The sequence below is a fragment of the Enterococcus sp. AZ015 genome (genome assembly GCF_050499225.1).
GTDB lineage: Bacteria > Bacillota > Bacilli > Lactobacillales > Enterococcaceae > Enterococcus_D > Enterococcus_D entomosocium.
This window is the reverse complement of record NZ_JBMHEX010000001.1, coordinates 2867734-2892439: the sequence shown is the minus strand read 5'-3', so window position 1 is coordinate 2892439 and position 24706 is coordinate 2867734. Positions and strand designations below refer to the sequence as shown.

The window sequence follows — 24706 nt, the reverse complement described above, 5'->3', positions numbered from 1 at the left end:
CGAGTATCAGAAAGAAAAAAAGAGTAAATACAAGAAAAAAGAATAGATAACCTGATATTGATCCAATAAATATTCTCATGAAAATCACCCCTATTTTAATTTCCTGTCAGAATAATAGTATCAGATTGAAACTTAAATGTAAATTTTTAAAAGTTTAAGAACCTCACTATAGTTCTAATATAGAATTGTTAATGAAAAAAGACCCTAGCGAAGCCTAAGGTCTTTTTTCATTGCTTCAAATTCAATCATAATCTTCGTTTTCCCGATCACTGTATACTTTTTAACTACAAATTGCTTTCGACCATTAAACTCTCCAGCGACTACAATTTGCATTCCATCGTCAACATCGGCAAGGAAGTTCAAACTATGTGCCGCAATCAAACAGTTCACTCCATCAAGCGAGAATCGCACCAAAGGGGTCTTGCTCATCTTCAATATTCTTATCTTCGATACATAGCCTTTCATCGATTTCATAACAATCGCCTCCATAACCTTGTATATAATAGCGACAATCCGTTTTCCCTAAAGTGACAGCAACGTAAAATCTAACGCATTGTAATCCAAACAAGCATTCTTGTGATTCCGAAATTGAATCAGGAAATTCATTTATAAACTCAGAAAGAGATAGGTAGCCTTGCTCATACATAGTTATCAAATTCATGTTAGTTGCCACCGGGCCTGTATTTTTCATTAGGATCGTATTTTCGGAGAATTTTCTCTTGAGTTCTAACATGATCAAATAAATAATTGTCGCTATCTATCTTAAACACAAATGCCAGCTCTTCGGGATACCCACTGTAACTTGATGGCACGGTAAAGTATGGTTTACCGAAGTTCTCCATAGTTCTAACAAACTGATCGTAGAATAAGTGCGCTGGACCCATTCGTTCGATGAATTCATAATAGTAACGTTCAAAGGCATAAGTTCTCTGGTGCGCCAGTGGTATTTGCATATCAATCACTCCTCAGAGGAATTATACGAACGTTTGTTCTGTTTGTAAAGCGAACAAAATATTTAACTATGTAAAAAATTAAAAAAATCTATGTATGCATGCCCGCATTTTTGAATTCCTTTGACTACCCTTTAGTTGCGTTTTATTGCGAATGTTTGCGCTATTTTGTGTCATTGCGCTAACGAAAAACCTTAATGTTGCGAGATTTTACGATTGATTGCAAGTAATATTGTTATTTTTGTTGTATAATAATAGGGACGGCTTATGCTTGGGAAATAATACTGTAGAAAAAAATTAAGAGGTGAATAAAAGTGGAAACGATAAAAATCATTCCTCTTGGCGGTGTACGCGAAAACGGAAAGAACATGTACATTGCTGAAGTTGGCGAGGATATATTTGTGCTGGATTGCGGTGTCCGTTATCCAGAAAATGAATTATTAGGGATCGATACAGTGATTCCAGACTTCACATATTTAGAAGAAAATGCCGACCGTGTGGCTGGTGTCTTCTTGACCCACGGGCATGCAGATGCGATTGGTGCATTGCCTTATTTCTTGGAGAATATCCAAGTACCGGTCTTTGGGACCGAGTTAACGATCGAACTAGCAAAATTGACCGTGAATAAAAATGAAGCTACCAAGCGCTTCAAAGATTTTCATGTGATCGATGAACATTCGGAGATCGACTTTGGCCATGCGACCATCAGCTTTTTCCGTACGACCCACTCTATCCCTGATTCTGTTGGAATCAGCGTAAAAACAGAAGCTGGCAATATCGTTTATACAGGAGATTTCAAGTTTGACCAAACAGCGATCCCTATGTATCAAACCGATTTTGGCCGCTTAGCGGAAATTGGAAAAGAAGGAGTCTTAGCATTGCTAAGTACGTCCTCAAATGCCGAAAATCCAACGCCGATTGCTTCTGAATTGACGATCCAAGATGAAGTTTATGACAATATCCGTTACTGGGAAGGTCGGATCATCGTCGCTAGTGTTGCTAGCAATTTGCAACGGGTGCAACAAGTACTAGATGCGGCGTTTCGTTCTGATCGCAAAGTCGTTTTGACCGGGCAAGATTTTGGTCGGATCATTAAAACGGCTATGAAGTTAGGGAAATTAAAATTACCAGCTGAAGACTTGCTGATCACCCAAAAAGAAATGAAAAAATACTCAGACGAACAGTTGTTGATTTTAGAAACAGGTCGTATGGGCGAACCAATCAAAGCGTTGCAAAAAATGGCCAACGGCTCTCACCGGACGCTGCGCATCAAAGAAGGAGATCTTGTTTACATCACAACGACGCCGACAACGGCAATGGAAACGGTGGTTGCGAAAACGGAAGATATCATCTATCGCGCTGGCGGTACCGTGAAACAGATCTCGGATAATTTCCGTGTTTCTGGTCATGCCAACCCGAATGATCTGCAGCTGATGTTGAATATGATGAAACCGAAGTACTTTATCCCTATTCAAGGCGAGTACCGCCAATTAGCCGCCCATGTGGACTTGGCGCAAGAAGTCGGGATTCCGATGAAAAATATCTTCATTACTGCGCGTGGGGATGTTTTAGAATACAAAAAAGGCGAAATGATCGCCGCAGGTGCGGTCCCAGCTGAAAACGTCATGATTGATGGGATCGGTGTCGGTGATATTGGGAATATCGTCCTGCGAGACCGCAAAGTCTTATCTGAAGACGGAATCTTCGTTGCGGTAGTGACGATCAATCGTCGTGAAAAGAAAATTATTTCTGCGCCTCAAATCACTTCTCGCGGGTTTGTCTACGTGAAAGCCAGCCGTGACCTGATTCGTGAAAGTGGCGAGATCGTGGAAGAAATCGTAGAAAAACACCTTCATGATGAAGAGTTTGAATGGAGCAAATTGAAACAAGATATCCGTGATCGTTTGAGTCGTTTCTTGTTTGAACAAACCAAACGCCGTCCAGTCATCTTGCCGGTCATCATGGAATCAAGCCAAAGAAATCGCAACCGTAAATAATTCGTTTTGACCTACTGACAAAAGCAGGTGAAAGAATAGCCGTTTGACGGCCGATTTCTTTTCACCGAAGCTTTTGTCTTTTTTTGTGAAGAAAACAAGCGGCGTTTTTTTTCAATAAATACCCCTTATTTTGATCGTGAATGGCAGATAAGGATTGACGGCGAATGGATTTCGATCAATAATACAAAGTTGTCCCCCTAAGACTAGAGGAACAAAATAAGCAAAGAGAGGATGGTCGATTTGTGAATAGTTATCAAGAAAACCCCGTAGTACAACAGAGAAAGTGGTGGATTCTCATTGCTGTTTCGATGTTTACCTTTATGTCAACACTGGATGGGAGTATCGTAAATATCGCATTGCCGACGATCTCGGCAGATATGGGTGTCCCTATGAATCAAGCGGAATGGGTCGTGTCCGTTTACTTGATGATCGTTTGTGCCTGCCTTTTATTATTCGGTAAGGTAGGGGACAGTTGGGGCAAAATCAAAGTTTTCCGCTTGGGAATGCTAATTTTTATTATCGGTTCGCTGTTATGCGGGTTTAATCACTCCTTAGCTTTTCTTTTATTTGCCCGAGTGGTGCAAGCGATCGGTGCTAGCATGACGATGGCGACGAATACCGGAATCATTACTGAAGTTTTTCCTATGAGTGAACGAGGACGCGCCTTAGGGATGATTGGTGCCTTTGTTTCGTTAGGCTCCATCGCCGGTCCTGGATTAGGCGGAGTGATTTTGGCGCATTTTTCTTGGCCGTTTATTTTTTGGATCAATGTTCCTGTCGGTATTCTGACGATGATTGCTGGAGAAAAGGTGTTACCAAAAGATATTACCATGAGTCACGATTCCATCGATAAAACCGGGTTTGTGCTGTTTTCAATTGCAATTATCAGCTTCTTCGGCGGCATTTTTCTTGGACAAGAGCGTGGCTTTCTAACGTGGCTGCCGCTGCTGTTGGGTGGGATCGCTTTAGTGGCATTCATCGTCTTTTTGCGAGTAGAAGCGCGTCTGAGCAAACCGCTGATTACCTTTGGGATCTTTCGTAATAAAATTTTCACCATGAGCCTGATCACGGCGTTGCTGATCTTTTCTGCAAACTTTTTTGTCAATGTCGTGATTCCCTTTTACTTGCAAAGTGCCCGAGGCTTAACGCCGAGCGTGGCAGGAATGCTGATGATGGTCTTTCCTTTGATGATGGTCATTGGTTCACCACTTAGCGGGTATTTGACGGACCGTGTAGGACCGGAGATTTTGGTCTTAGCTGGCTTAGCGTTGCTGTCGATCACTCAGCTGATGTATATGTTTATGAATCAGGATACGCCGATTTGGTATTATATCGTTGCCACTGCCATCATGGGACTTGGCAATTCGTTGTTCCAATCCCCAAACAATACGATGGTAATGAGCAGTGTCACCAAAGAAAATCTTGGGGTGGCAGGTAGTCTAAATTCCTTTGCCCGCAATTTGGGCATGGTGTTAGGGATATCCTTAGCAACGACGATTCTCTATGCAGCAATGAGTCAAGCGTATGGAAAGCATGTGACGACCTATATCGCAGGTCGGGCAGATATTTTTGCCTATGGCATGAAAATCACCTTCTTTGGGGCGTTCCTTCTTTGCATCACGGCGTTATTCTTAACAGTCTGGCGCATCTATAAACAAGGCGGACGTAAGAAAACGCTATGATCGCTTGAAGTCATCAGGTCGAACTGTTCTATTCCTTATTCAGAAAGGGTAGAACAGTTTCTTTATTTTTCTTGACAAGAACCAGAAAAAGGACGGATGTAATAAAGCTGCCAGAATTTGTGCTTTTGGATTTCTGGCGTTATCTGTTATAATGAAAAATATTAGACTGTATTACTTAGATGGAAAGGGGAATGTTGTATGAAACTCACGTATCACGGACACTCAGTGCTTGCTATCCAATTAGCGGATGGCCAAAAATTGTTGTTTGACCCTTTTATTACTGGAAATGCTCTGACTGATTTAGATGCAGAGACAGTGGAAACCGATTGGCTTTTGATCACGCATGGTCATAGTGATCATATTGGGGATATGGTGCCGATCGCCAAAAGAAATGAAGCGCCAGTGATCAGTGTCGTTGAAATTTGCCGCTATGCAGCCCGCAAAGGCGTTGCTGAGACGCATGGCATGAATATGGGAGGTTCTTTTGAGTTTCCGTTTGGCAAAATCTCAATGGTGGAAGCGAAACACAGCTCTGGCCTTGAAGAAGACGGAACGATGATCTATATGGGCAATCCTGTTGGAATCATTTTAGAAGCAGAAGGCAAAACCATCTACCACGCTGGAGATACTGCACTCTTTAGCGATATGGCGATGATCGGTGAACGTTTCGACATCGATGTGGCATTTTTACCGATCGGGGATAATTTTACGATGGGCGTTCAAGATGCCGCAACAGCAGCGGCCCTTTTAAACGCGAGCAAAGTAGTACCGATCCATTACAATACGTTTCCAATGATCAAGCAAGATCCGCAAACCTTCGTGAATTTATTGCCGGCAGGTGTGGGCCAGATCCTTGCAGTCGGTGAGACATTAGAAGTTTAAGCAACAGGAAGATTCGTAGTAGGAATAGGGGATAATTATGGCGACAAAACACGACTTGATTTTAGCGCATATCGAGAATCTGCCTGTAGGCGATCGCATCTCGGTGCGGGGAATCGCAAAAGACTTGAATGTCAGTGAAGGAACAGCCTATCGGGCAATCAAAGATGCGGAAAATATCGGCTTGGTTTCAACGATCCAGCGTGTCGGAACCATCCGTATCGAACGAAAACTAAAAAAACACATTGAAAAACTAACTTTCGGCGAAGTCGTCCAAATCATTGAAGGTGATGTTTTGGGCGGCGCTGCCGGTTTGGACAAAGACTTGAACAAATTTGTTATCGGCGCCATGAAAGAATCAGCAATGGAACGCTACATCACGCCTGGCTCCTTAGTGATCGTCGGAAACCGCAACGAAGTCCACAAGTTGGCACTGGAGGATGGCGCAGCCGTCTTGATCACGGGAGGCTTTGAAACAACAGAGGAAATCTGTCGTTTAGCAGACGAATTGGAGTTGCCGATTTTACAAACGACCTATGACACCTTTACCGTGGCAACGATGATCAACCGTGCCTTAAGCGACCAGCTGATCAAAAAGGACATTATGCTGGTGAGTGACATTTATATGCCATTGGAAAAAACCAAGTATCTGCACACCTTTGATACGGTCAAGGATTACAAACTACTCTCGGAGTCTACCAATCACTCCCGCTATCCAGTCGTCAACAAGAATATGCGGGTCGTTGGGATCATCACAGCCAAAGATGTCTTAGAAAAGCCTGATACGCAGATCATCGAACGAATCATGACCCGGGAACCACGGGTCGTAAAAAAAGAGATGAGTGTGGCCTCTGCCAGCCATCAGATGATTTGGGATGGCTTAGAAGTGATGCCCGTCGTAGCTGATGACCTTTCTTTGATTGGGATTGTCACACGCCAAGACATTATGAAAGCGATGCAGATGGTCCAACGACAAACGCAAATTTCAGATACGATTTCTGACCAAATCTCGGGACAGATGCAAGTTATCGAACAAGATTTTGAAGGGAACAAATTGCCGCAGCCGTATTTCAGCTTTGCGGTGACGCCCCAAATGGTTAATGAAGTCGGAACGATCTCTTTTGGTGTCTTGAGTGAAGTAATCGCTAATACGGCGAAACGTACGATGCAGTTGAATCAACGACGCAATAGCTGGATCGAGCAAGTCAATCTGCATTACTTCCGTTTGATCCAATTAGAAAGCGAGATCATCATTCAACCGAAGATTCTAGAACTGGGGCGACGTTCGGCGAAAATCGATATCGAAGTATCGATCGAAAATTCCTTAGTGGCAAAAGCGATCGTGGTATGCCAAGTAATGGAACGCCCATAAATCATCGAAAACGGCACTTATGGAAAAATTTTAGAGAGAAAGTTGAGACCATTCATGAAGGTACAAGAAGAAATACTTGCAACAATCAAAGCATTCGACCGGATCATTATCCATCGGCACCAGCGCCCTGATCCAGATGCATTAGGATCACAAGTGGGGTTGGCAGAAATTTTACGAGCTAGTTTTCCCAAAAAAGAAATCTATCAAGTTGGCGGACCCGTTGAAGGATTGGATTACTTGGCGCTGATGCAGACGATCCCTGATGATTTGTATAAAGGGGCGCTGGTGATCGTTACAGATACGGCCAATGCACCACGGATCAGTGACCAACGCTATGATCAAGGGGCGAAATTGATCAAAATCGATCATCACCCTAATGATGAACCTTACGGAGAACTGGTTTGGGTCAATACGAAAGCCAGCAGCTGTAGTGAGATGATCGTTTCGTTTTGGCAAATGTTTCAAAACGAGCTGACGATGACGCAAGAAGCGGCTCGTCTGTTATATGCGGGCATTGTTGGTGATACTGGACGGTTTTTATATCCGGCAACGACAGCGACAACCCTGCGCTTAGCGGCTGAACTATTGGATTACGGCTTTGATGCTCCGAAGATCAATCGTCAATTGGATCAAGTCTCTCGCAGTGTTGCTCGCCTTTCAGGGTATGTCTACGAAAACATCGAGATTGATGAGATTGGTGCTGGTAAAGTGATCCTATCGCAAGAATTGCAGCAGCGTTTTGGCGTAGTAGATTCGGAAACCTCAGCAGTCGTTTCCTTACCAGGGAAAATCGACGAAGTGATGGCTTGGGCGATCTTTGTCGAACAACCAGAAGGCTATTACCGTGTGCGGATGCGTTCGAAAGGTCCAGTGATCAATGAGATCGCCAAACGCCATCATGGTGGTGGACATCCGCTTGCCAGTGGAGCAAATGCAAAAGACCTTGAAGAAGTTGCAGTGATCTATCAAGAGATCCAAGCAGCGATCAAAGAATTTCAAGCAGAATAAACACTTTTACAAGCACATTTGCCAATAGAAAAAGGGCGTGCCAAAAGCTTTCGGCACGCCCTTTTTTTGACAAAACGCAGCGCAGGCTCATCACTGAACCGGTACTGCGTTTTTTTGTTGCGTATTTACGAGAAAATAAGAAGTTTACCCCCGTAGATCGTCTAAAAATTCGGTTTTGCTTTTCGTTTTCTCGTCTTTCATTTTGATGACTTTAGCTGGTGAGCCAGCAACGACTGCTCCAGCAGGGACATCTTCCGTCACCACAGAACCGGCAGCAACGACTGCACCTTCGCCGACACGGACGCCTTCAAGGACGACGGCATTTGCGCCGATCAAAACATTGTCTTCAATGATGACTGGGCTTGCTGAAGGTGGCTCAAGAACGCCAGCCAAGACAGCACCAGCGCCAATATGGGCTTTTTTCCCAACGGTTGCCCGGGCACCTAAAATCGCACCCATATCGATCATGGTTTCTTCACCAACCACAGCACCAATGTTGATCACTGCCCCCATCATGATAACGGCATTTTTTTCAATGATGGCTTGGTCACGGATAAAGGCACCTGGTTCGATACGGGCATCGACTTTCGTCAAGTCCAACAAAGGAATCGCTGAGTTGCGGCGATCATTTTCCAGATAGTGATCGGTGATTTTGTCTTGGTGCGCGGTTAAAAACTCAGCTACTTTTTGACTGTCACCAACCACGAAATAGAAGGTGCCGTTACCAAACAATTGGATGCCATCTGCTTGGACGTCGCCAAGATCTCCATTGATATAGACTTTTACAGGTGTTTGTTTATTTGCTTCTTTGATATATTTTGCTAATTGATAAGGATCGGAAAATTGTAATTCTGTCATGAGAGACCACCTTTACTTGTCGATTAGATTTTGCATGGAATAAAAACCGGCTGGTTGATCGGCTAAAAATTCCGCTGCTTTTAGCGCACCATTGGCGAAGATTTCGCGGGAGAGCGCAGTGTGTTTTAATTCAATGATTTCATCCTGCCCAGCATAGATGACAATGTGTTCCCCAGGGATCGTTCCGCCGCGAACGGCATGGATGCCCATCTGCTTGCGGTCATTTACTAGATCACTGCCTTCACGCCCGTAGAGATACTCTTTTTTTGTTTCGCAGCTGTCATTGATACTGTCTGCCAACAGCAAAGCTGTACCGCTTGGTGCATCAAGTTTTTGATTATGATGCTTTTCGATGATCTCAATGTCAAAGTCAGCTTCTAATGCGGGGGTGATACTTTGTAGTGCTTTGATCAGTACATTGATCCCCAACGACATATTGGCAGAATAGAAAACCGGAATCACTTTAGCAGCCAACGGCAGCATCATCTGCGTGTCTTCCGTCAAACCAGTTGTAGCAACCACGATTGGCAGCTGCTGTTCGACACAATAGTTCAACAAGGCAGGCACATTGCTATAATGAGAAAAATCAATCACCAAATCGATCGGTTGCGTGATTTTTTCTGGACGATCATAGATTGGAAAAGGACCATCTAATTGCTCGGTACGATCTAAGCCGGCGGCCACTTCTAACTGAGGGTGCTTTGCGATCAGGCTTTGCAACACTTTGCCCATGCGACCGTTTGCACCGCTTAATAAAATTTGTTTCACCAAAAACTCCTCCTTACAGCAATCCGTAATTGGTCATTTCTTCTTCTAAATGAACGAGGGTCGCATCTTCCGGGACACCCAAAGGCAAACGATAATGCAATTCGCATTTGCCCAGTAAGGAGACCGCTGCTTTGATCGGCACAGGATTTACTTCACTGAAAATCGCATCGATCAACGGTTTTTGTCGCAACTGCTCTTTGATGGCTGCTTTTACATCACCATTTAAGAAATCAGCAACGAGTTGTGCCGTTTGTTTCGGAGCGATATTGCCGATCGTTGAAATCACGCCAGAGCCACCTAAAGCTAAAATTGGGGTTACTTGATCGTCATTTCCTGAATAGATCGCAAAGTCATCATCCGCAAGACGAGCGATTTCTGCGATTTGCGAAATATCACCGCTGGCCTCTTTGATGCCTTTGATATTAGGGATTTTTTTTAGTTCTGCCACGGCTTCAGGTGTTAAATTTAAGCCGGTTCTTGAGCTTACGGAGTATAAGATCACTGGCAGCTCAACGCTTTGACAGATTGCTTCATAGTGAGCGACTAAACTTTTCTTGGTCGCTTTGTTGTAGTAAGGTGTTACAACCAATAATGCGTCAGCACCAACGCGCTGTGCTTCTTTTGAAAGATGGATCCCATGTTGGGTATTGTTGGAGCCTGTTCCTCCGATAACGGGGATTCGACCAGCAACTTGTTTTACCACCGCTTCGATCACCGCGATATGTTCTTCATCGTCTAACGTGGATGCTTCACCGGTCGTACCGCATGCAATGATTGCATTCGTTCCTTGCTGCACATGCCACTCCGCTAACTCCTTCAGCTTATCGAAATCCACCGAACCATCTTGAAGCATAGGGGTGATCAACGCAACGCCAGAACCTTTGAATATTGTCAAACTACGACACATCCTTTCAACCAATTTATTTTTCGTTACTCTACGTATAAGTGTACCAAAACGAGGGGTAAAATTTTCAATAAAAATCGAAACATTTCGACAATTTATACTATAGATTATTCGAATTATATACTATAATATTAAACAATATCAATGAAAAACTGAATATTCGCTGGTTTTTATGGATATTTTTAAAAGGAATGTATAGAAAGGTGTTTTAACATGCAAGTATCGCAAACAGTCACAGAATTAACCGAAGACGTGGTTCGTTTTCGTCGTGAATTACATACAATCCCTGAATTAGGGTTAACTGAGTTCAAAACAAAGGAATACTTGCTGCGTCAGTTGCAATCCTTTGGGATCAAAGAAATCTATCCAGTGATTGAAACCGGCTTGATTGCTGTCTTTCGCAGTGAGCGCCCAGGAAAGACGCTGGCCTTTCGAACGGATATTGATGCACTACCGATCAAAGAAGAGACCGGTGTTTCTTTTGCTTCCAAACATGAAGGAAAAATGCACGCCTGCGGGCATGATGGCCATATGGCAACGATGCTAGGGTTTGCCAAATACTTAGCGACGCATCCTGAAGTGATTCGTGGAACGATCGTTTTGATTTTCCAACCAGCCGAGGAAAGCCCCGGTGGTGCTCAATTGATGATCGATGAAGGCATCTTACGAGATTTTGGCGTGGAAAAAATCGTGGGGCTGCATGTCTTCCCAGATTTTCCCGAAGGAGTCATTGCGAGTCGGAAAGGTCCGATGATGGCCCGTAACGGCGAGATCAATCTAACGATCAACGGCACGAGTGCCCATGGTGCCCAGCCTCATCAAGGGCATGATGCCATTTTAGCTGCGGCTGCGATCATTCAAGGATTGCATTCGATCATTTCACGCAATATCAGCCCGCTTTCTGCTGGGGTCATCACTTTTGGGAAGATCCATGGGGGAGATGCGGAAAATATCATTCCCGGCAAGGTCGTTTTAAAAGGAACGATGCGGGCGTTTGAAGATGAAGTCTATGAAACGATGACGCGCAGAATCACCACTGTCGCACAAGAAATCGCCAAAGGATATGATTGCACGGCGGATGTTGAATTCGAACATCTTTATCGTGTCGTGGACAATGATCCTGAGATGGTGGAAGTATTGGAAAAAGTGGTCGGGGAGAGCTACCGAGAAACACCGCCATATATGTTGGCAGAGGATTTTTCGATGTACCAAAAGGAAATCCCCGGCGTCTTTTTCTTTGTCGGTACCCGAAATGAAGAAAAAGGTTATGTCCACCCTTTACACAGCAGCAAAATGAATTTTGACGAAAAAAATCTATTGCAAGGCATCGAATGCTACGTTCGTTTGATCGAGGCGTTGAACGAGCCGACAGACAAGGAGTAAAGCGATGGCAAAAGAAATCAAGAACAATCACTTATACATTGACGGTTGCGATACCGTTGAGCTGGCAAAAACCTTTGGAACCCCCCTTTACGTGTATTCCGTTTCGGAGATTCGCGAAGAATGCCAAAAGATTCAGGCGCAGTTTTTGACGCGCTACAGCAAGACACGAGCAGCCTATGCCGCTAAAGCTTTCTGTACTACAGCGATGCTGCAAGTGATCAAGTCAGAAGGACTTTCATTAGACGTGGTTAGCGGTGGGGAGCTGTATACAGCGATCCAAGCTGATTTTCCAGCAGAACACATCGAGTTTAACGGCAATAACAAATCCATTGAAGAATTAGCAGACGCCCTTGATTATGGCGTGGGACGGATCATCGTTGATGGCATTCAAGAAGTCGGCTTGATCCGCGCGTTATGTCAAGAAAAGCAAGTCGTTGCTAAAATCTTGTTGCGCATCACACCCGAGGTTTCGGTCAGCACCCATCAATTTATCTCGACCGGACAAAAAGATTCAAAATTCGGGATTCCTTTAGATGAAGAAATCTTATTTCCGTTAGTGGAAGAAGTGATTCAAGCACCTGAATTGGATTTCTATGGCCTGCATTTTCATGTCGGCAGTCAATTGTCGGACAATCGCTCACATCTAGCGGCAGTTGATGCGGCTTTGGCCCTTGTCCAAACCATTCATGAACGTTTTGATTATTGGATCAAAGAACTAAATGTTGGCGGCGGCTTTGGCGTTCGATACACAGATGCAGATATTCGCCAACCCTACAGCTATTTTTTAGATCCTGTGATGGAAAAAATCGACGCCTTTTATGCGCAGCACCAGAGCGAACGTCCGACCATCGTTATTGAACCCGGTCGCAGTATCGTCGCAGAAGCAGGTATCAGTTTGCACACCATCGGCAGTATCAAGACATTGCCGGGAATCAGAACATACGCCAGCATTGACGGTGGCATGACAGACAATATTCGTCCTGGTCTTTATCAGGCAACTTACACTGGGATCTTAGCCAACCGCGCTTCCGAAGCAGCGACACAGAAGATCACCATTTCTGGTAAAGCTTGTGAGAGCACAGACATCTTAGTAAAAGATCTTGCATTACCGCCCGTTGAAACTGGGGATCTGTTTGCTACGTTCGCAACAGGAGCTTACGGCTATTCGATGGCCAGCAGCTACAATAATTTACAGATACCCGCAGTCGTCTTTGTGGAAAATGGCCAAGCGGAATTAGCCGTTAAACGCCAGTCCTACGAGCAAATGCTGCAAAATGAAGTGGTTCCTTCGTTTCTAAAAGAAGAAGCTTCCAGCAAGTAAAATTTTGAAAAGCAGGTGACAACATGACGATTCCTTATACAAAAATGCAAGGTGCGGGGAATGATTTTATCGTAATCGATAACCGCACATTGAAATTCTCCCATGAACAACTGTCGCAATTTGCTGCTCAAGTTTGCCATCGGAAATTTTCTGTCGGCGCGGATGCAGTCATGGCAGTGGATTTTCCCACAGGAACCGCTGATTTTCGGATGCGGTTTTACAATGCTGATGGGACCGAAGCAGAAATGTGCGGCAACGGCGCTCGCTGTATTGCCCGTTATGCCTTTGAGAAGGGAATTGCTGGCGAGCAGATGACCATCGAAACAGTTGCTGGCGATGTCCCCGCATGGCGCTTGTCGGCAAAACACTACAAAGTAACCTTGAATCCACCGACCGTGACTACATTTGATCAAGCGTACCCGAATCCAATGGTTTCTTTCGTGGACTATGTGGAATTGGGTGATCCAGGAATCCCTCATGCGGTGGTTCACTATCCTGGTCTGGCAGAAACTGAGTTGGAACAGCTGGCTGAACTTGCCAAAGAGATACGCTATTGGGAGGTTTTCCCCAAAGGGGCGAATGTCAATTTCTATGAAGAAGATGACAAGGGTGAGCTGATCGTTCGCACGTATGAACGAGGGGTGGAAGGTTTTACCTATGCGTGCGGCACAGGTTCTGGTGCCACTGCGTATGTCGTGACCAAACGTCACCAGCAAGCGGCAGCGAATGTCTTGCTGCACGTGTTAGGTGGCGAGTTAACGGTAGAAGTTGATGTTGATCAGGGCGCATTAGAATTGATCGGTGATGCGGTTATGGTATCTGAAGGCTTGATTTTAGATGAGAATTTGACTGTGTAAACGCTGTGAAAATCATTGTAAAAAGATGGTTTTTTCGTGAAAAAAAGAATTGACATTCATTTGAGGCTATCGTATAGTTAAACACAAATTAAAAAACACGCGATGATAAGAAGAGTAAGTCAGTTTCGATTGGATCAGAGAGCTCGGATTGGTGAGAAAGAGCACAGCCGTTTGACTGAAGATGGCCTTGGAGCGTTTGGACGTGAGCAAAAGCAAGCGTGCAGCGGGATTGCCCGTTATAGCAAAGCAGTTGATAAACTGATAAGGTTGGCTGATTGTGCCAATGAATCAAAGGTGGTACCACGAACAAGGTTGTTTCGTCCTTTCTCTATGATGGAGAAAGGACGTTTTTTTATTATAAAAAGGGGGTACAAAAAAATGAAACAGTTGAAAAAGGGAGTCGTTGGATTAGTTGCTGCTGCTTTTTTAATTACATTGGCAGCTTGTGGCAATACTAGCAGCACAGGGGATACACAGTCTGGTGAAAACAGTGTAAACGCAGTGGAAGAAAAAGTCGTTGGAGTGGCGCCGGGACCATACGGGGACATGGTGACAGAGGTGATTTCTCCATTACTGGAAGAAAAAGGGTATCAACTTACGACTAAAGTGTTTAATGATTATATTCAGCCGAACAATGCCTTGGCGAATGACCAAATCGATGCCAATTTGTTTCAACATACGGCCTATCTAGAAAAATTTTCGGCAGATAACCAGTTATCCCTTACGGCATTACAAAAAGTGCCCACACTGGGAATGGGCATCTATTCGAAGCAACTGTCCAGCTTGGATGAGTTAGCAGACGGGGCGACTGTTTCGATTGCCAATGATGCCTCAAATTTAGCTCGGACCTTGCAACTGTTAGCTGCCAATGAGTTGATCACCATCGCAGACAATATCGACGAAACGAAAGCAACAGTGAATGACATCGAAGGAAATCCGAAGAATCTGACATTTAAAGAATTAGACGCAGCTCAATTGGCTCGTTCGTTAGATACAGTCGATTTAGCTTTAGTACCAGGAAACTTCGCTTGGGCGGCTTCTCTTGATCCTGCAGATGCTTTGGCGTTGGAGTCGTTGAAAGAAGAATATAAAAATGTCTTTGTGGTGTCCTCCGAAGAAGAAGACAGTGATTTTGCTAAGGCAGTTACGGAAGTATTAGAAAGTGATGCATTTAAAGAAGCGATTGCCGAATCACCGTTCAGCAACTTTGATCAACCGAAATTTTGGACTGAGTAAGAAGGGCATATCTTATGGCAAAAATAGAAGTAAAACAAGTATCAGTGACATTCACTCATAAAAAACAAATCAAAAAAGCAGTGGATTCCGTTGATTTTTCCGTTCAAGCTGGAGAAGTATACGGGATCGTCGGATTGAGCGGGGCTGGGAAAAGTACCTTGGTTCGTACGTTGAATCTACTGCAGGTGCCCTCTAGCGGTCAAATTCTGATTGATGGTCAAGACATCACGCAAGCCAAAGGCAAACACTTGCGTGAAGTACGACAAAAAATCGGGATGATCTTTCAGCATTTCAATCTGATCCATAATCGAACCATCAAGGAAAATTTAGCCTTTGCTTTGCGCGCTGGGCATTATCCGAAAGATCAGCAAGAAGCGAGGATCAAGGAACTGTTGGAAATGGTGGATCTGCCTCACAAAATTCACGAGTATCCGAATAATTTGTCTGGGGGAGAAAAGCAACGGATCGGCATTGCACGAGCGATTGCCAACGAACCTGAGATTTTGTTGTGTGACGAAGCTACCAGTGCGTTAGATGTTGAAACGACTGAAGAAATTTTGAAATTATTGATCCGAATCAAGGAACAGACAGGCATCACCATCGTCTTTATCACCCATGAATTGGATGTTGCTCGCAAGTTTTTTGATCGGGTAGCAGTGATGGAAAAGGGTCGCATCGTTGAAGAACAAACGACCTACGGCTTGTTCAGTCAGCCTAAACAGCCTATTACAAAAAAACTGGTAGGTCGCTACTTGGATCTGACGCTTCCCGAGGAGATTCTAGCATCCTTCACTGAAGGCGACTTGCTGGAATTGCGCTATCAAGGTGAGTATACGTTAGAACCGCTGATTTCGACTGTAGCTAAAGCCTACGATGTGTCGGTCAATATTATCCACGGAAAAATTGAGTATATCAAAAAAGATGTGATCGGTATTTTATATATCTATTTGACCGGACCCGCCGAAGAAGCAGCAAAAGCCCGAGCACACTTGGCTGCGAACGTCTTTTCTTTAAGAAAGATAGGTGAAGAAAATGGCTGATACGCTTGAGATTTTAAAAACAAACCTGCCCCAAGCACTATGGGAAACATTCTTCATGGTGGGAACTTCAGCAATTATAGGAGTAGTTTTCGGCTTATTGATTGGATTAGTCCTGTTTTTAGTCGGCAGTAACCTTTTTCATAAAAATGTTTTCTTGCATCATCTGGCCGATTTTGTCGTCAATGCAATCCGTTCGCTACCATTTTTGATCTTATTGATTACGTTGATTCCGTTATCAGCGGTGCTGATCGGTGATCCTTATACCCCGGCGGGCGGAGCGATTGCTTTATCGATTGCCGCGATTCCTTTTTACGCCCGAATCGCTGAATCCGCATTTGCCGAAATCGACTATGGCGTCCTTGAAGCTAGTGTCGCTTCCGGAGCATCGACGGGGCAAGTTATTCGCGAAGTGATTTTACCAGAAAGTCTGCCAGCTTTGATTCGCGGATTTGTGTTAACTTTGATCAGTCTTTTAGGCTACTCGGCGATGGTGGGAACGATTGGCGCAGGCGGCATTGGCGATTTAGCGATTCAGTATGGTTATTATCGCTATGAAACGGCGATTTTGATTGTGGTGATTCTCTTGTTGATCCTTTTGGTACAACTCATCCAATGGATCGGCGATGCTTGTGCAAATTATTTCTCGAAATAAAAATGAATTCTGTGTAGTTCCTTTTCGGATACACTTGAATTATCGCTTCTGTTATTACTCTACAGAAGCGATTTTTTTGCTTATCGGTCACTGATTTTTGGTTGCGCCACTAGTGGTTTTTCGGTATGCTGATGGTGAGTTGTTTTTTACAGCGAAAATTATATTTTAAAGGAGCAACACTATGACTCAAATTCCTAATTGTCCAAATTGCCAATCTGAATACGCTTATGAAGATCGCGGGCTGTTTGTTTGTCCTGAATGCGGAAACGAATGGCAAGAGCAACAAGCGGCGGAAGAAGCACCCGTATACAAAGATGCCAATGGCAATATTTTAGTAGATGGTGATACAGTAACGGTCATCAAAGACTTGAAAGTCAAAGGCGCATCTGGCGCCATCAAACAAGGAACGAAAGTGAAAAACATCAAATTAGTCGAAGGCGACCATAACATTGATTGCAAGATCGATGGCTTCGGCCCAATGAAACTAAAATCAGAATTTGTAAAAAAAGGTTAAAAACAAAATCTTCCAGTCATCTTCATAATTTTTTCACCACTTTAATGGTAAAATAAGGTCAAAGATTAAAAGGGGGAATTTTATCGTGTATGGTATGGGCGGATACGGGTTCGGCTTTTTTTATGACCCGACTTTCATTCTCGTAATTATCGGTATGGTGATTTCGCTAGCAGCGTCAGCGTATGTCAAAAGTACCTTTAACAAATATGACAAAGTCAGAAGTAAAAATAATATTACCGGCACAAAAGCGGCGCAGTACATCTTGCAGAGCCAAGGAATCAATAATGTTGGTGTGCAAGCGATCGCTGGTGATTTGACGGATAATTACAATTCTGGCAACAAAATGTTGAGTTTATCGCAATCCACCGCACAATCAACTTCGGTAGCAGCAATCGGTGTTGCGGCCCATGAGTGTGGTCACGCAGTCCAAGATGCCAAAGGCTATTTTCCTTTGCGCTTGCGTCATGCGATCGTACCGATCGCCAATATCGGAACCAGCATCTCGATCCCGTTGATTTTGATCGGGGTACTATTACGAGGCTCGTTTCTGATCAACTTAGGTTTGTTGGCTTTCTCATTGGCGTTTATTTTCCAATTAGTGACCTTGCCAGTCGAGTTCGATGCCTCAAAACGGGCGATCCGTATTTTGGCAGATGGTGGCTTGTTAACAGAAGAGGAAGTACCACAAGCGAGAAGAGTGCTCTTTGCCGCAGCGTTGACCTATGTCGCAGCTGCCGTAGCAACCTTATTGCAACTCTTACGTTTGATTATTTTATTTGGTAATAACAACCGTCGGAATTAATCGACAGTGTGACAGAAAAAAGACCAGCTCAGCATCCTGAACTGGTCTTTTTTCGTTATTCTACTATTAAGTAAACGTAATAGACATTTTCAACGCTTTTTAAATTTTCTTCAGATAGATTGTTTTCCATTTCAGCATATAGTTTGACGTCACCGCCCTTGGCAATATAAAGCAATGGAATTTCTTGTTTTTTCTCAATGTTAAGCTCGTTATTGGGAATACTAGTGCTAGCTCCAGTGGGAGATAAACTATCTTCTCCAAGGGACGTATAGTGGAATTTAGATAAGTCGGTCATTGTATTTGATGAGGAACCATTTGAAAATAAATCAACGAAGAGGAGAGAATCGCTCTTAGTAATTCCTATGTTCAAATAGCCATTATAGTCACTTCTTGGCTCTGTTATCAGGGAAGCGACTATTTTGTGTTCTTTTATCTCCCCTTTTTGATAATAATCAAAGTAAACCGTCATGGACTCAGCCACTGTGTTAAATTTCAGTTGTGAGCCAAAATCCAACAATAAACTAGAAAGGTCCATAGGGTTCTCTAGCTGAACAAGGTGATTATTGGGGACGCCAGCTACTTTTTTACTAGGGAAAGGACTGTAATTATAGTAATAACAATAAAGCATGGTAGGTAGCCCTATCACGAGCAAGAATGCGAAAAAAATCTGTAAAGGATTTCGAGACCGGATTAGTGTCTTGACAGTATCTGGTGCTTTTTGGTTTTTAGCAGTCATTGTCTTCTTCCTCCAAAATTGTGGCTTCTATAGAATCTCTTTTGGGAGACAATAGAATCTGATTGTTTCCTTATCGGAAAATGATTACCGGAAGGTGTCATAAAAAAATAATTTAAATATATATCTATAATCTCAAAGATAACCAAAAAGCGCAATCAAATTTTGATATTTATTGAGGGCACTCCTTATTGGGGAATAATCATTCAGAGCACATTACTTGGCAGACAAAAATAGCAGAATAGTTAGCTCTATCCTGCAAAAGAAAAATTATCTTAGCGTAGAAGGCAGGAATCGAACCTGCACCTCGTCTTTGCCAAAAATAACCAGAAATACGTTCCGATCATTTTTACCAAAACGAGTAAAGCGCCAGACTTCATCTACACTTTGTATTATGCCAAAGAGAGTTCAACGATTTCGTAAGAAGCAATGAAAAAATTGCAAAAAGTTGTGCAGAAAACATGAAGGTTGTTTAAGAAAGAGTAACCTTAGAATGCCAGCGTGAAAAAGGAGGAATCAGCTGCATCGAAGCGTAAAGCGCTTCGTTTGGAAACCTCCGTTTTTTCTGAAAAAATCAGATAAAGTTTTCTTGACATTTGTGAGGTGAGAATGTATCATTCTGTTTGGGCACTCTTTACAAGAGTCAGAAAGTGATTTAGAATTTTCGCTCCCTATTCATTTATGGATAGGGAGCTTTTATTATTTTCTAAATGCTTTTCCTGTAAAATAGATTAAAGGAGTTTTTCAGTTTATGACAAAATATATTTTTGTAACCGGCGGTGTGGTTTCTTCTATTGGTAAAGGGATCGTAGCAGCATCATTAGGACGTTTGTTGAAAAATCGCGGCTTGAAAGTAACCATTCAAAAATTCGATCCGTACATCAACGTCGATCCAGGAACGATGAGCCCATATCAACATGGTGAAGTATTCGTAACCGATGATGGAGCAGAGACCGACTTAGACTTAGGTCACTATGAACGCTTTATCGATATCAATTTGAACAAATACTCAAATGTAACAACTGGAAAAATCTATTCAGAAGTTTTGCGGAAAGAGCGTAAAGGAGAATACTTAGGCGCGACTGTTCAAGTGATCCCGCACATCACCAACGAGATCAAAGAAAAAATCATGCGGGCAGCCAAAATGACTGATTCAGATGTGATCATCACAGAAGTCGGCGGAACAGTAGGGGATATTGAATCATTGCCGTTTCTAGAAGCTTTGCGTCAAATGAAGGCAGACGTAGGTGCGGACAACGTGATGTACATCCATACGACGCTGATTCCTTATTTGAAAGCAGCAGGCGAAATGAAAACAAAGCCGACACAACATAGTGTGAAGGAACTGCGCGGCTTAGGGATTCAACCAAATATCTTGGTCGTTCGGACAGAACAACCTGTAGGACAATCAACAAAAAACAAATTGGCACAATTCTGTGACGTGGCACCAGAAGCCGTGATCGAATCTCGTGACGTCGAGACCCTGTATTCGATCCCATTGGCACTGCAAGCGCAAGGCATGGATCAAATCGTGTGTGATCATTTGAAACTGACTGCACCAGTTGCTGACATGACTGAATGGCAAGCATTGGAAGAAAAGGTACTGAATTTGAAGAAAAAAGTACGCATCGCATTAGTCGGAAAATACGTGGAATTGCCAGATGCTTATCTATCAGTTGTCGAAGCCTTGAAACATTCTGGTTTTGCCTTTGATGCAGACATCGAGATCGATTGGATCAAAGCCCAAGAAATCACACGAGAAAACGTGGATTCTTACTTAGGTGAAGTAGACGGTATTCTTGTTCCTGGTGGATTCGGTGATCGCGGGATTGAAGGAAAAATCGAAGCGATCCGATATGCTCGGGAAAACGATGTGCCATTCTTAGGGATTTGTCTAGGGATGCAAATGGCTTGTGTGGAATATGCCCGCAATGTCGTTGGCTTGGAAAATGCCAATTCCGCAGAAACAGATCCTGAAACAGCCAACAACATCATTGATTTGATGGCTGACCAAGAAAACATCGAAAACTTAGGTGGGACATTGCGCTTAGGCTTGTACCCATGTAAAGTGAAGAAAGGCACCAAAACAGCTGCAGCTTATGACGGAGAAGAAGTTGTTCAGGAACGTCACCGTCACCGTTATGAATTCAACAACAAATACCGTGAAATCTTTGAAGCAAACGGGATGGTTTTCTCAGGTGTGTCACCAGACAATCGTTTGGTTGAGATCGTTGAGATCCCAGAAAACAAATTCTTCGTGGGTTGCCAATTCCACCCAGAATTGATTTCTCGTCCAACTCGCCCACAACGCTTGATCAAAGCATTTGTTGGAGCTTCATTAGACAACCGCCAAGCATAATAATCGCTAGCGGCAAACCAAGGAATGAATGTGCGAAACTCCTCATCTCAAGATGGGGAGTTTTTTTGAGTTACGCCATCCCAGTAATCCGTAAAAGGTTGAAACTTGTTTGAGCATTGGTAGAAGGTATCTGTTTCTGCACACAAAAAACTTCCGTCAAAACGACCGGAAGTTTCTGGCTGATGCATTATTTTTTTCGCTAGCAGTTTGAATGAAATCCGCCAGCGGTAACGCATGTTGATTTGCTGGTGCCTAGAGAGGATTATTCTTTTAGCTTATACCCTTGATCCAAGAGCATTTCCTCTGTACGTTCCATGCTGATCCCATTTTCGGTGTTTCCTTCGAAACTAACCCCAGGCAATTGTTTCGCTGAATCATAATCCAACTCATCATAATTGATGGTCAAGGATTCAGTCGCTTCACTATCTGTATAGTCGAGGGAATAGTCCAATCCTTTGACTTGCTGATACTGCTCTGCGATCGGATCAAGTACCGTCTGTGCTTCTTCTTTGGTCGTTACCCCAATCGCTGAATACGGCATGACATTGTTCGCAGTCTGGGTTTTTACTTTATCGCCTTCATAAGTGAAGACCAGTTCCATCGAAACCCCATTTTGATCCATTGTGAATGTTTTGGTTTCTTCTTTGGCCCCCGAGCTGCAACTTGCCAAGAAAAGAACCCCGATGACTGCCAAAAATCCAATAAGCGCTTTTTTCATTTTATCCCTCCTTTTTTACATAATAATATAGCCGCTTTCACAAGGCTATTCTTATGCTCAGAGGAGAAGAAGGAAGGATTTACTGGAAGATTATGATAAAATGACGAAAAAATATGTGAAATTTTTCTCGAATTTTCACATGCCGATTTGTTATCTAACGACCGCAGACAGAAGAGAAAAACCTTACAGAATCGTAGACTTTCAGAAAAGATGATGAAAATGCTGGATTTTTATATTTGTGCAATCTTTTTTTGAAAAGAGAAATTCCTCTTTTTAGTAGCAAATACCGCAAATCTTTGCTAAAATAGCATTGTCGGTTAAGCATTGCTTAACAAATAAAGTTTTTCAAAACTTAGGAGGAATTTTTTATGCCAGTAGTATCAGGAGCTGAATTCTTAAAAGCTGCTCGTCAAGGCGGATATGCAGTCGGCGGATTCAACACAAACAACTTAGAATGGACACAAGCGATTTTAAAAGCTGCTGAAGCGAAAAAAGCGCCAGTTCTAATCCAAACTTCAATGGGTGCTGCCAAATATATGGGCGGATACAAAGTTGCTAAAGACATCGTTACAAACTTGGTTGATTCAATGAACATCACTGTTCCAGTTGCAATCCACTTAGACCATGGTGATTACGATGCAGCAATGGAATGTATCGAAGTTGGTTACACTTCTGTTATGTTTGATGGCTCTCACTTACCATTTGAAGAAAACTTGAAATTGGCTAAAGAAGTTGTCGAAAAAGCACACGCAAAAGGCGTTTCTGTTGAGTGTGAAGTTGGTTCAATCGGCGGAGAAGAAGATGGAATCATCGGTTCTGGCGAATTAGCTGACATCGAAGAATGTAAACAAATGGTTGCAACTGGTATTGATTACCTAGCTTGCGGAATTGGTAACATTCACGGTCAATACCCTGAAAACTGGAAAGGCCTTGCTTTTGACCACTTACAAGCAATCGCTGATGCAGTAGGTTCTGATGTACCATTAGTATTACACGGTGGTTCTGGTATTCCTCAAGACCAAATCGAAAAAGCAATCTCAATGGGTGTTTCTAAAGTAAACGTAAATACTGAATTCCAATTATCATTTGCTAAAGCAACTCGTGAATACATCGAAGCTGGCAAAGATAAAGAAGGCAAAGGATTCGACCCTCGTAAATTATTAGCACCAGGTGTTGCTGCAATCGTTAAAGATGCAGAAGAACACATCGACTGGTTCGGTTCAGCTGGTAAAGCTTAATCTTAATCAAAGATCAAAACTCTTAGAATCAGTGATTCTAAGAGTTTTTTTGTTTTCTAAGAAAATATTCTTGATGCGGGGATCAAAAATATACTGCATCTTTTTTCTTTGTGTAATTTGTGCTAAAATTGGAATGATACACATAAATTAAAAAAGAGTATAGGTGGAATTCAATGAAAAAAATTGTCATCAACGGCAATCGTCCCTTAAAAGGTGAAGTCACCATTAGCGGCGCAAAAAACAGTGCAGTCGCATTGATCCCGGCAGCGATCTTAGCTGATTCACCGGTCATTTTAGAAGGAGTGCCCGACATCCAAGATGTGCACTCATTAATTGAGATTATCGAAATTATGGGCGTGAAGACCCATTTTGAAAACAATACGCTAGAGATCGATCCAACCAATATCGTTTCGATCCCGATGCCTAACGGAAAAATCAATAGTCTACGGGCTTCGTATTATTTCATGGGGGCATTATTGGCGAAGTTTGGTGAAGGCGTCGTTGGGTTGCCTGGCGGCTGTTTCTTAGGCCCGCGACCAATCGATTTGCATATCAAAGGCTTCGAAGCACTTGGCGCAAAAGTCACCAACGAGCATGGCGCCATGTATTTGCGTACCGAAGAAGAAGGCTTGACTGGCGAACGGATTTTCTTAGATATGGTCTCCATCGGAGCAACAATCAATGTAATGCTGGCAGCAGTAAGAGCCAAAGGTAAAACGATCATTGAAAATGCTGCACGGGAACCTGAGATCATTGATGTCGCGACCCTTTTAAATAATATGGGAGCGAAAATCAGAGGTGCAGGTACCAATGAAATTCGTATCGAAGGTGTGGAAGAACTGCACGGTTGTCGTCATTCTATTATTCCAGACCGAATCGAAGCAGGAACCTATCTTTCTTTAGCCGCAGCAGCGGGTGAAGGCATTACAGTCAAAAATGTGATTTATGAGCATCTAGAAAGCTACATTGCGAAATTGGAAGAAATCGGTGTGCGAATGGATATCAGCGAAGATGAAATCTATGTGCATCCCTCAAAAGAGTTGAAACCAGCGACTGTGAAAACTTATCCTTATCCGGGATTTGCCACAGACCTGCAACAGCCGATCACACCATTATTGCTAAAAGCAAAGGGAACATCGGAGATTATGGACACGATTTACGCCAAACGGGTCAACCATATTCCTGAATTAGCACGGATGGGCGCACAAGCAACGACAGAAGGCAACATGATTTTTGTCAGCGGACCGAGCCAATTGCACGGAGCAGAAGTTGTCGCTTCTGATTTGCGAGCAGGGGCTTGTCTAGTTATTGCCGGATTGATGGCGACTGGCACGACTAGCGTCTTTAATGTCGAGTACATTTTGCGCGGCTATGATCATATCATCGAAAAACTAACGGCTCTTGGAGCTGATATTCAAATGATAGAGGAGTAATT

At 43.2% G+C, this 24706-nt stretch carries 23 protein-coding genes and 1 other annotated feature; of the genes, 16 read left to right on the top strand and 7 right to left on the bottom strand.

The genetic code is table 11. The features are described from left to right. Positions 1-204: 204 nt before the first annotated feature. Both IGK85_RS13410 and IGK85_RS13405 read right to left on the bottom strand, forming a co-directional pair. Positions 205-474 (bottom strand): hypothetical protein, encoded by a 270-nt coding sequence (locus IGK85_RS13410; protein ID WP_207490581.1) that lies wholly within the window; start codon positions 472-474, stop codon positions 205-207. A gap of 188 nt (positions 475-662) precedes the next feature. Beyond that, a complete protein-coding gene (locus IGK85_RS13405) occupies positions 663-953 on the bottom strand; it encodes a DUF5960 family protein (protein ID WP_144809228.1) in 291 nt (96 codons plus the stop codon). A gap of 311 nt (positions 954-1264) precedes the next feature. Between IGK85_RS13405 and IGK85_RS13400 the strand changes: the two genes are divergently transcribed. The 5 genes from IGK85_RS13400 to IGK85_RS13380 all read left to right on the top strand — a co-directional run bounded on the left by IGK85_RS13400 (position 1265) and on the right by IGK85_RS13380 (position 7888). Continuing rightward, positions 1265-2947 carry a ribonuclease J gene (locus IGK85_RS13400; RefSeq protein WP_005228243.1) on the top strand — a complete coding sequence of 561 codons (1683 nt, stop codon included), beginning with the start codon at positions 1265-1267 and terminating at the stop codon, positions 2945-2947. Between the two features lie 242 nt (positions 2948-3189). Beyond that, entirely contained in the window at positions 3190-4629 is a 1440-nt protein-coding gene (locus IGK85_RS13395) for an MFS transporter (RefSeq protein WP_008380496.1), read from the top strand. 198 nt (positions 4630-4827) lie between these two features. Beyond that, positions 4828-5511 carry a metal-dependent hydrolase gene (locus tag IGK85_RS13390; RefSeq protein ID WP_005233945.1) on the top strand — a complete coding sequence of 228 codons (684 nt, stop codon included), beginning with the start codon at positions 4828-4830 and terminating at the stop codon, positions 5509-5511. A gap of 37 nt (positions 5512-5548) precedes the next feature. Then, the gene (locus IGK85_RS13385; protein ID WP_005233948.1) at positions 5549-6880 is read left to right on the top strand and encodes a DRTGG domain-containing protein; all 1332 of its coding nucleotides are present in this window, start codon (positions 5549-5551) and stop codon (positions 6878-6880) included. A gap of 54 nt (positions 6881-6934) precedes the next feature. Then, the gene (locus tag IGK85_RS13380) at positions 6935-7888 is read left to right on the top strand and encodes a DHH family phosphoesterase (RefSeq protein ID WP_008380500.1); all 954 of its coding nucleotides are present in this window, start codon (positions 6935-6937) and stop codon (positions 7886-7888) included. A gap of 144 nt (positions 7889-8032) precedes the next feature. On the opposite strand, the gene dapD is transcribed toward IGK85_RS13380, so the two are convergent. The 3 genes from dapD to dapA are packed head-to-tail and all read right to left on the bottom strand — an operon-like array spanning position 8033 to position 10409. Further along, complete coding sequence (gene dapD / locus IGK85_RS13375) at positions 8033-8746, bottom strand: 2,3,4,5-tetrahydropyridine-2,6-dicarboxylate N-acetyltransferase (RefSeq protein ID WP_005233952.1); 714 nt, start codon at positions 8744-8746, stop codon at positions 8033-8035. A gap of 12 nt (positions 8747-8758) precedes the next feature. After that, positions 8759-9514, bottom strand: coding sequence for a 4-hydroxy-tetrahydrodipicolinate reductase (dapB, locus tag IGK85_RS13370; protein WP_005233953.1), 756 nt, complete (start codon positions 9512-9514; stop codon positions 8759-8761). Between the two features lie 13 nt (positions 9515-9527). Then, positions 9528-10409 (bottom strand): 4-hydroxy-tetrahydrodipicolinate synthase, encoded by an 882-nt coding sequence (gene dapA / locus IGK85_RS13365; protein ID WP_008380503.1) that lies wholly within the window; start codon positions 10407-10409, stop codon positions 9528-9530. 222 nt (positions 10410-10631) lie between these two features. Here dapA and IGK85_RS13360 point away from each other — a divergent pair, with 222 nt between their 5' ends. From IGK85_RS13360 to IGK85_RS13325, 8 genes are all read left to right on the top strand, one after another. Beyond that, entirely contained in the window at positions 10632-11801 is a 1170-nt protein-coding gene (locus tag IGK85_RS13360; RefSeq protein ID WP_008380505.1) for a M20 metallopeptidase family protein, read from the top strand. Between the two features lie 4 nt (positions 11802-11805). Beyond that, a complete protein-coding gene (lysA, locus tag IGK85_RS13355; protein WP_008380507.1) occupies positions 11806-13122 on the top strand; it encodes a diaminopimelate decarboxylase in 1317 nt (438 codons plus the stop codon). 23 nt (positions 13123-13145) lie between these two features. Then, complete coding sequence (gene dapF, locus IGK85_RS13350; RefSeq protein WP_008380508.1) at positions 13146-13979, top strand: diaminopimelate epimerase; 834 nt, start codon at positions 13146-13148, stop codon at positions 13977-13979. 93 nt (positions 13980-14072) lie between these two features. Then, positions 14073-14307 (top strand) — a binding site (T-box leader). A 50-nt stretch (positions 14308-14357) separates the two neighbouring features. After that, on the top strand, positions 14358-15215 hold the full coding sequence (locus IGK85_RS13345) for a MetQ/NlpA family ABC transporter substrate-binding protein (protein ID WP_008380511.1): 858 nt from the start codon (positions 14358-14360) through the stop codon (positions 15213-15215). A 14-nt stretch (positions 15216-15229) separates the two neighbouring features. After that, entirely contained in the window at positions 15230-16255 is a 1026-nt protein-coding gene (locus IGK85_RS13340; RefSeq protein WP_016612797.1) for a methionine ABC transporter ATP-binding protein, read from the top strand. Next, positions 16248-16907 (top strand): methionine ABC transporter permease, encoded by a 660-nt coding sequence (locus tag IGK85_RS13335; protein ID WP_005233963.1) that lies wholly within the window; start codon positions 16248-16250, stop codon positions 16905-16907. Before IGK85_RS13340 ends, IGK85_RS13335 begins: the two co-directional genes overlap by 8 nt. A gap of 181 nt (positions 16908-17088) precedes the next feature. Further along, entirely contained in the window at positions 17089-17421 is a 333-nt protein-coding gene (locus IGK85_RS13330) for a zinc ribbon domain-containing protein YjdM (RefSeq protein WP_005233964.1), read from the top strand. A 94-nt stretch (positions 17422-17515) separates the two neighbouring features. Beyond that, positions 17516-18223: a zinc metallopeptidase gene (locus tag IGK85_RS13325; RefSeq protein ID WP_016612795.1), complete on the top strand. Its 708-nt coding sequence runs from the start codon at positions 17516-17518 to the stop codon at positions 18221-18223. 55 nt (positions 18224-18278) lie between these two features. Here the strand turns inward: IGK85_RS13325 and IGK85_RS13320 are convergent, their stop codons facing one another. Continuing rightward, positions 18279-18959, bottom strand: a complete 681-nt coding sequence (locus IGK85_RS13320) for a hypothetical protein (protein ID WP_008380519.1) — start codon at positions 18957-18959, stop codon at positions 18279-18281. A gap of 748 nt (positions 18960-19707) precedes the next feature. Between IGK85_RS13320 and IGK85_RS13315 the strand changes: the two genes are divergently transcribed. Continuing rightward, positions 19708-21315 carry a CTP synthase gene (locus IGK85_RS13315; RefSeq protein WP_008380521.1) on the top strand — a complete coding sequence of 536 codons (1608 nt, stop codon included), beginning with the start codon at positions 19708-19710 and terminating at the stop codon, positions 21313-21315. A 262-nt stretch (positions 21316-21577) separates the two neighbouring features. On the opposite strand, the gene IGK85_RS13310 is transcribed toward IGK85_RS13315, so the two are convergent. Next, positions 21578-22033 (bottom strand): YehR family lipoprotein, encoded by a 456-nt coding sequence (locus IGK85_RS13310; protein WP_005233973.1) that lies wholly within the window; start codon positions 22031-22033, stop codon positions 21578-21580. Positions 22034-22401: 368 nt separating this feature from the next. On the opposite strand from IGK85_RS13310, the gene IGK85_RS13305 reads away from it, so the two are divergent. Next, entirely contained in the window at positions 22402-23271 is an 870-nt protein-coding gene (locus IGK85_RS13305; RefSeq protein ID WP_005228297.1) for a class II fructose-bisphosphate aldolase, read from the top strand. A 173-nt stretch (positions 23272-23444) separates the two neighbouring features. Beyond that, positions 23445-24704 carry a UDP-N-acetylglucosamine 1-carboxyvinyltransferase gene (locus IGK85_RS13300; protein ID WP_005233977.1) on the top strand — a complete coding sequence of 420 codons (1260 nt, stop codon included), beginning with the start codon at positions 23445-23447 and terminating at the stop codon, positions 24702-24704. Positions 24705-24706 lie beyond the last annotated feature (2 nt).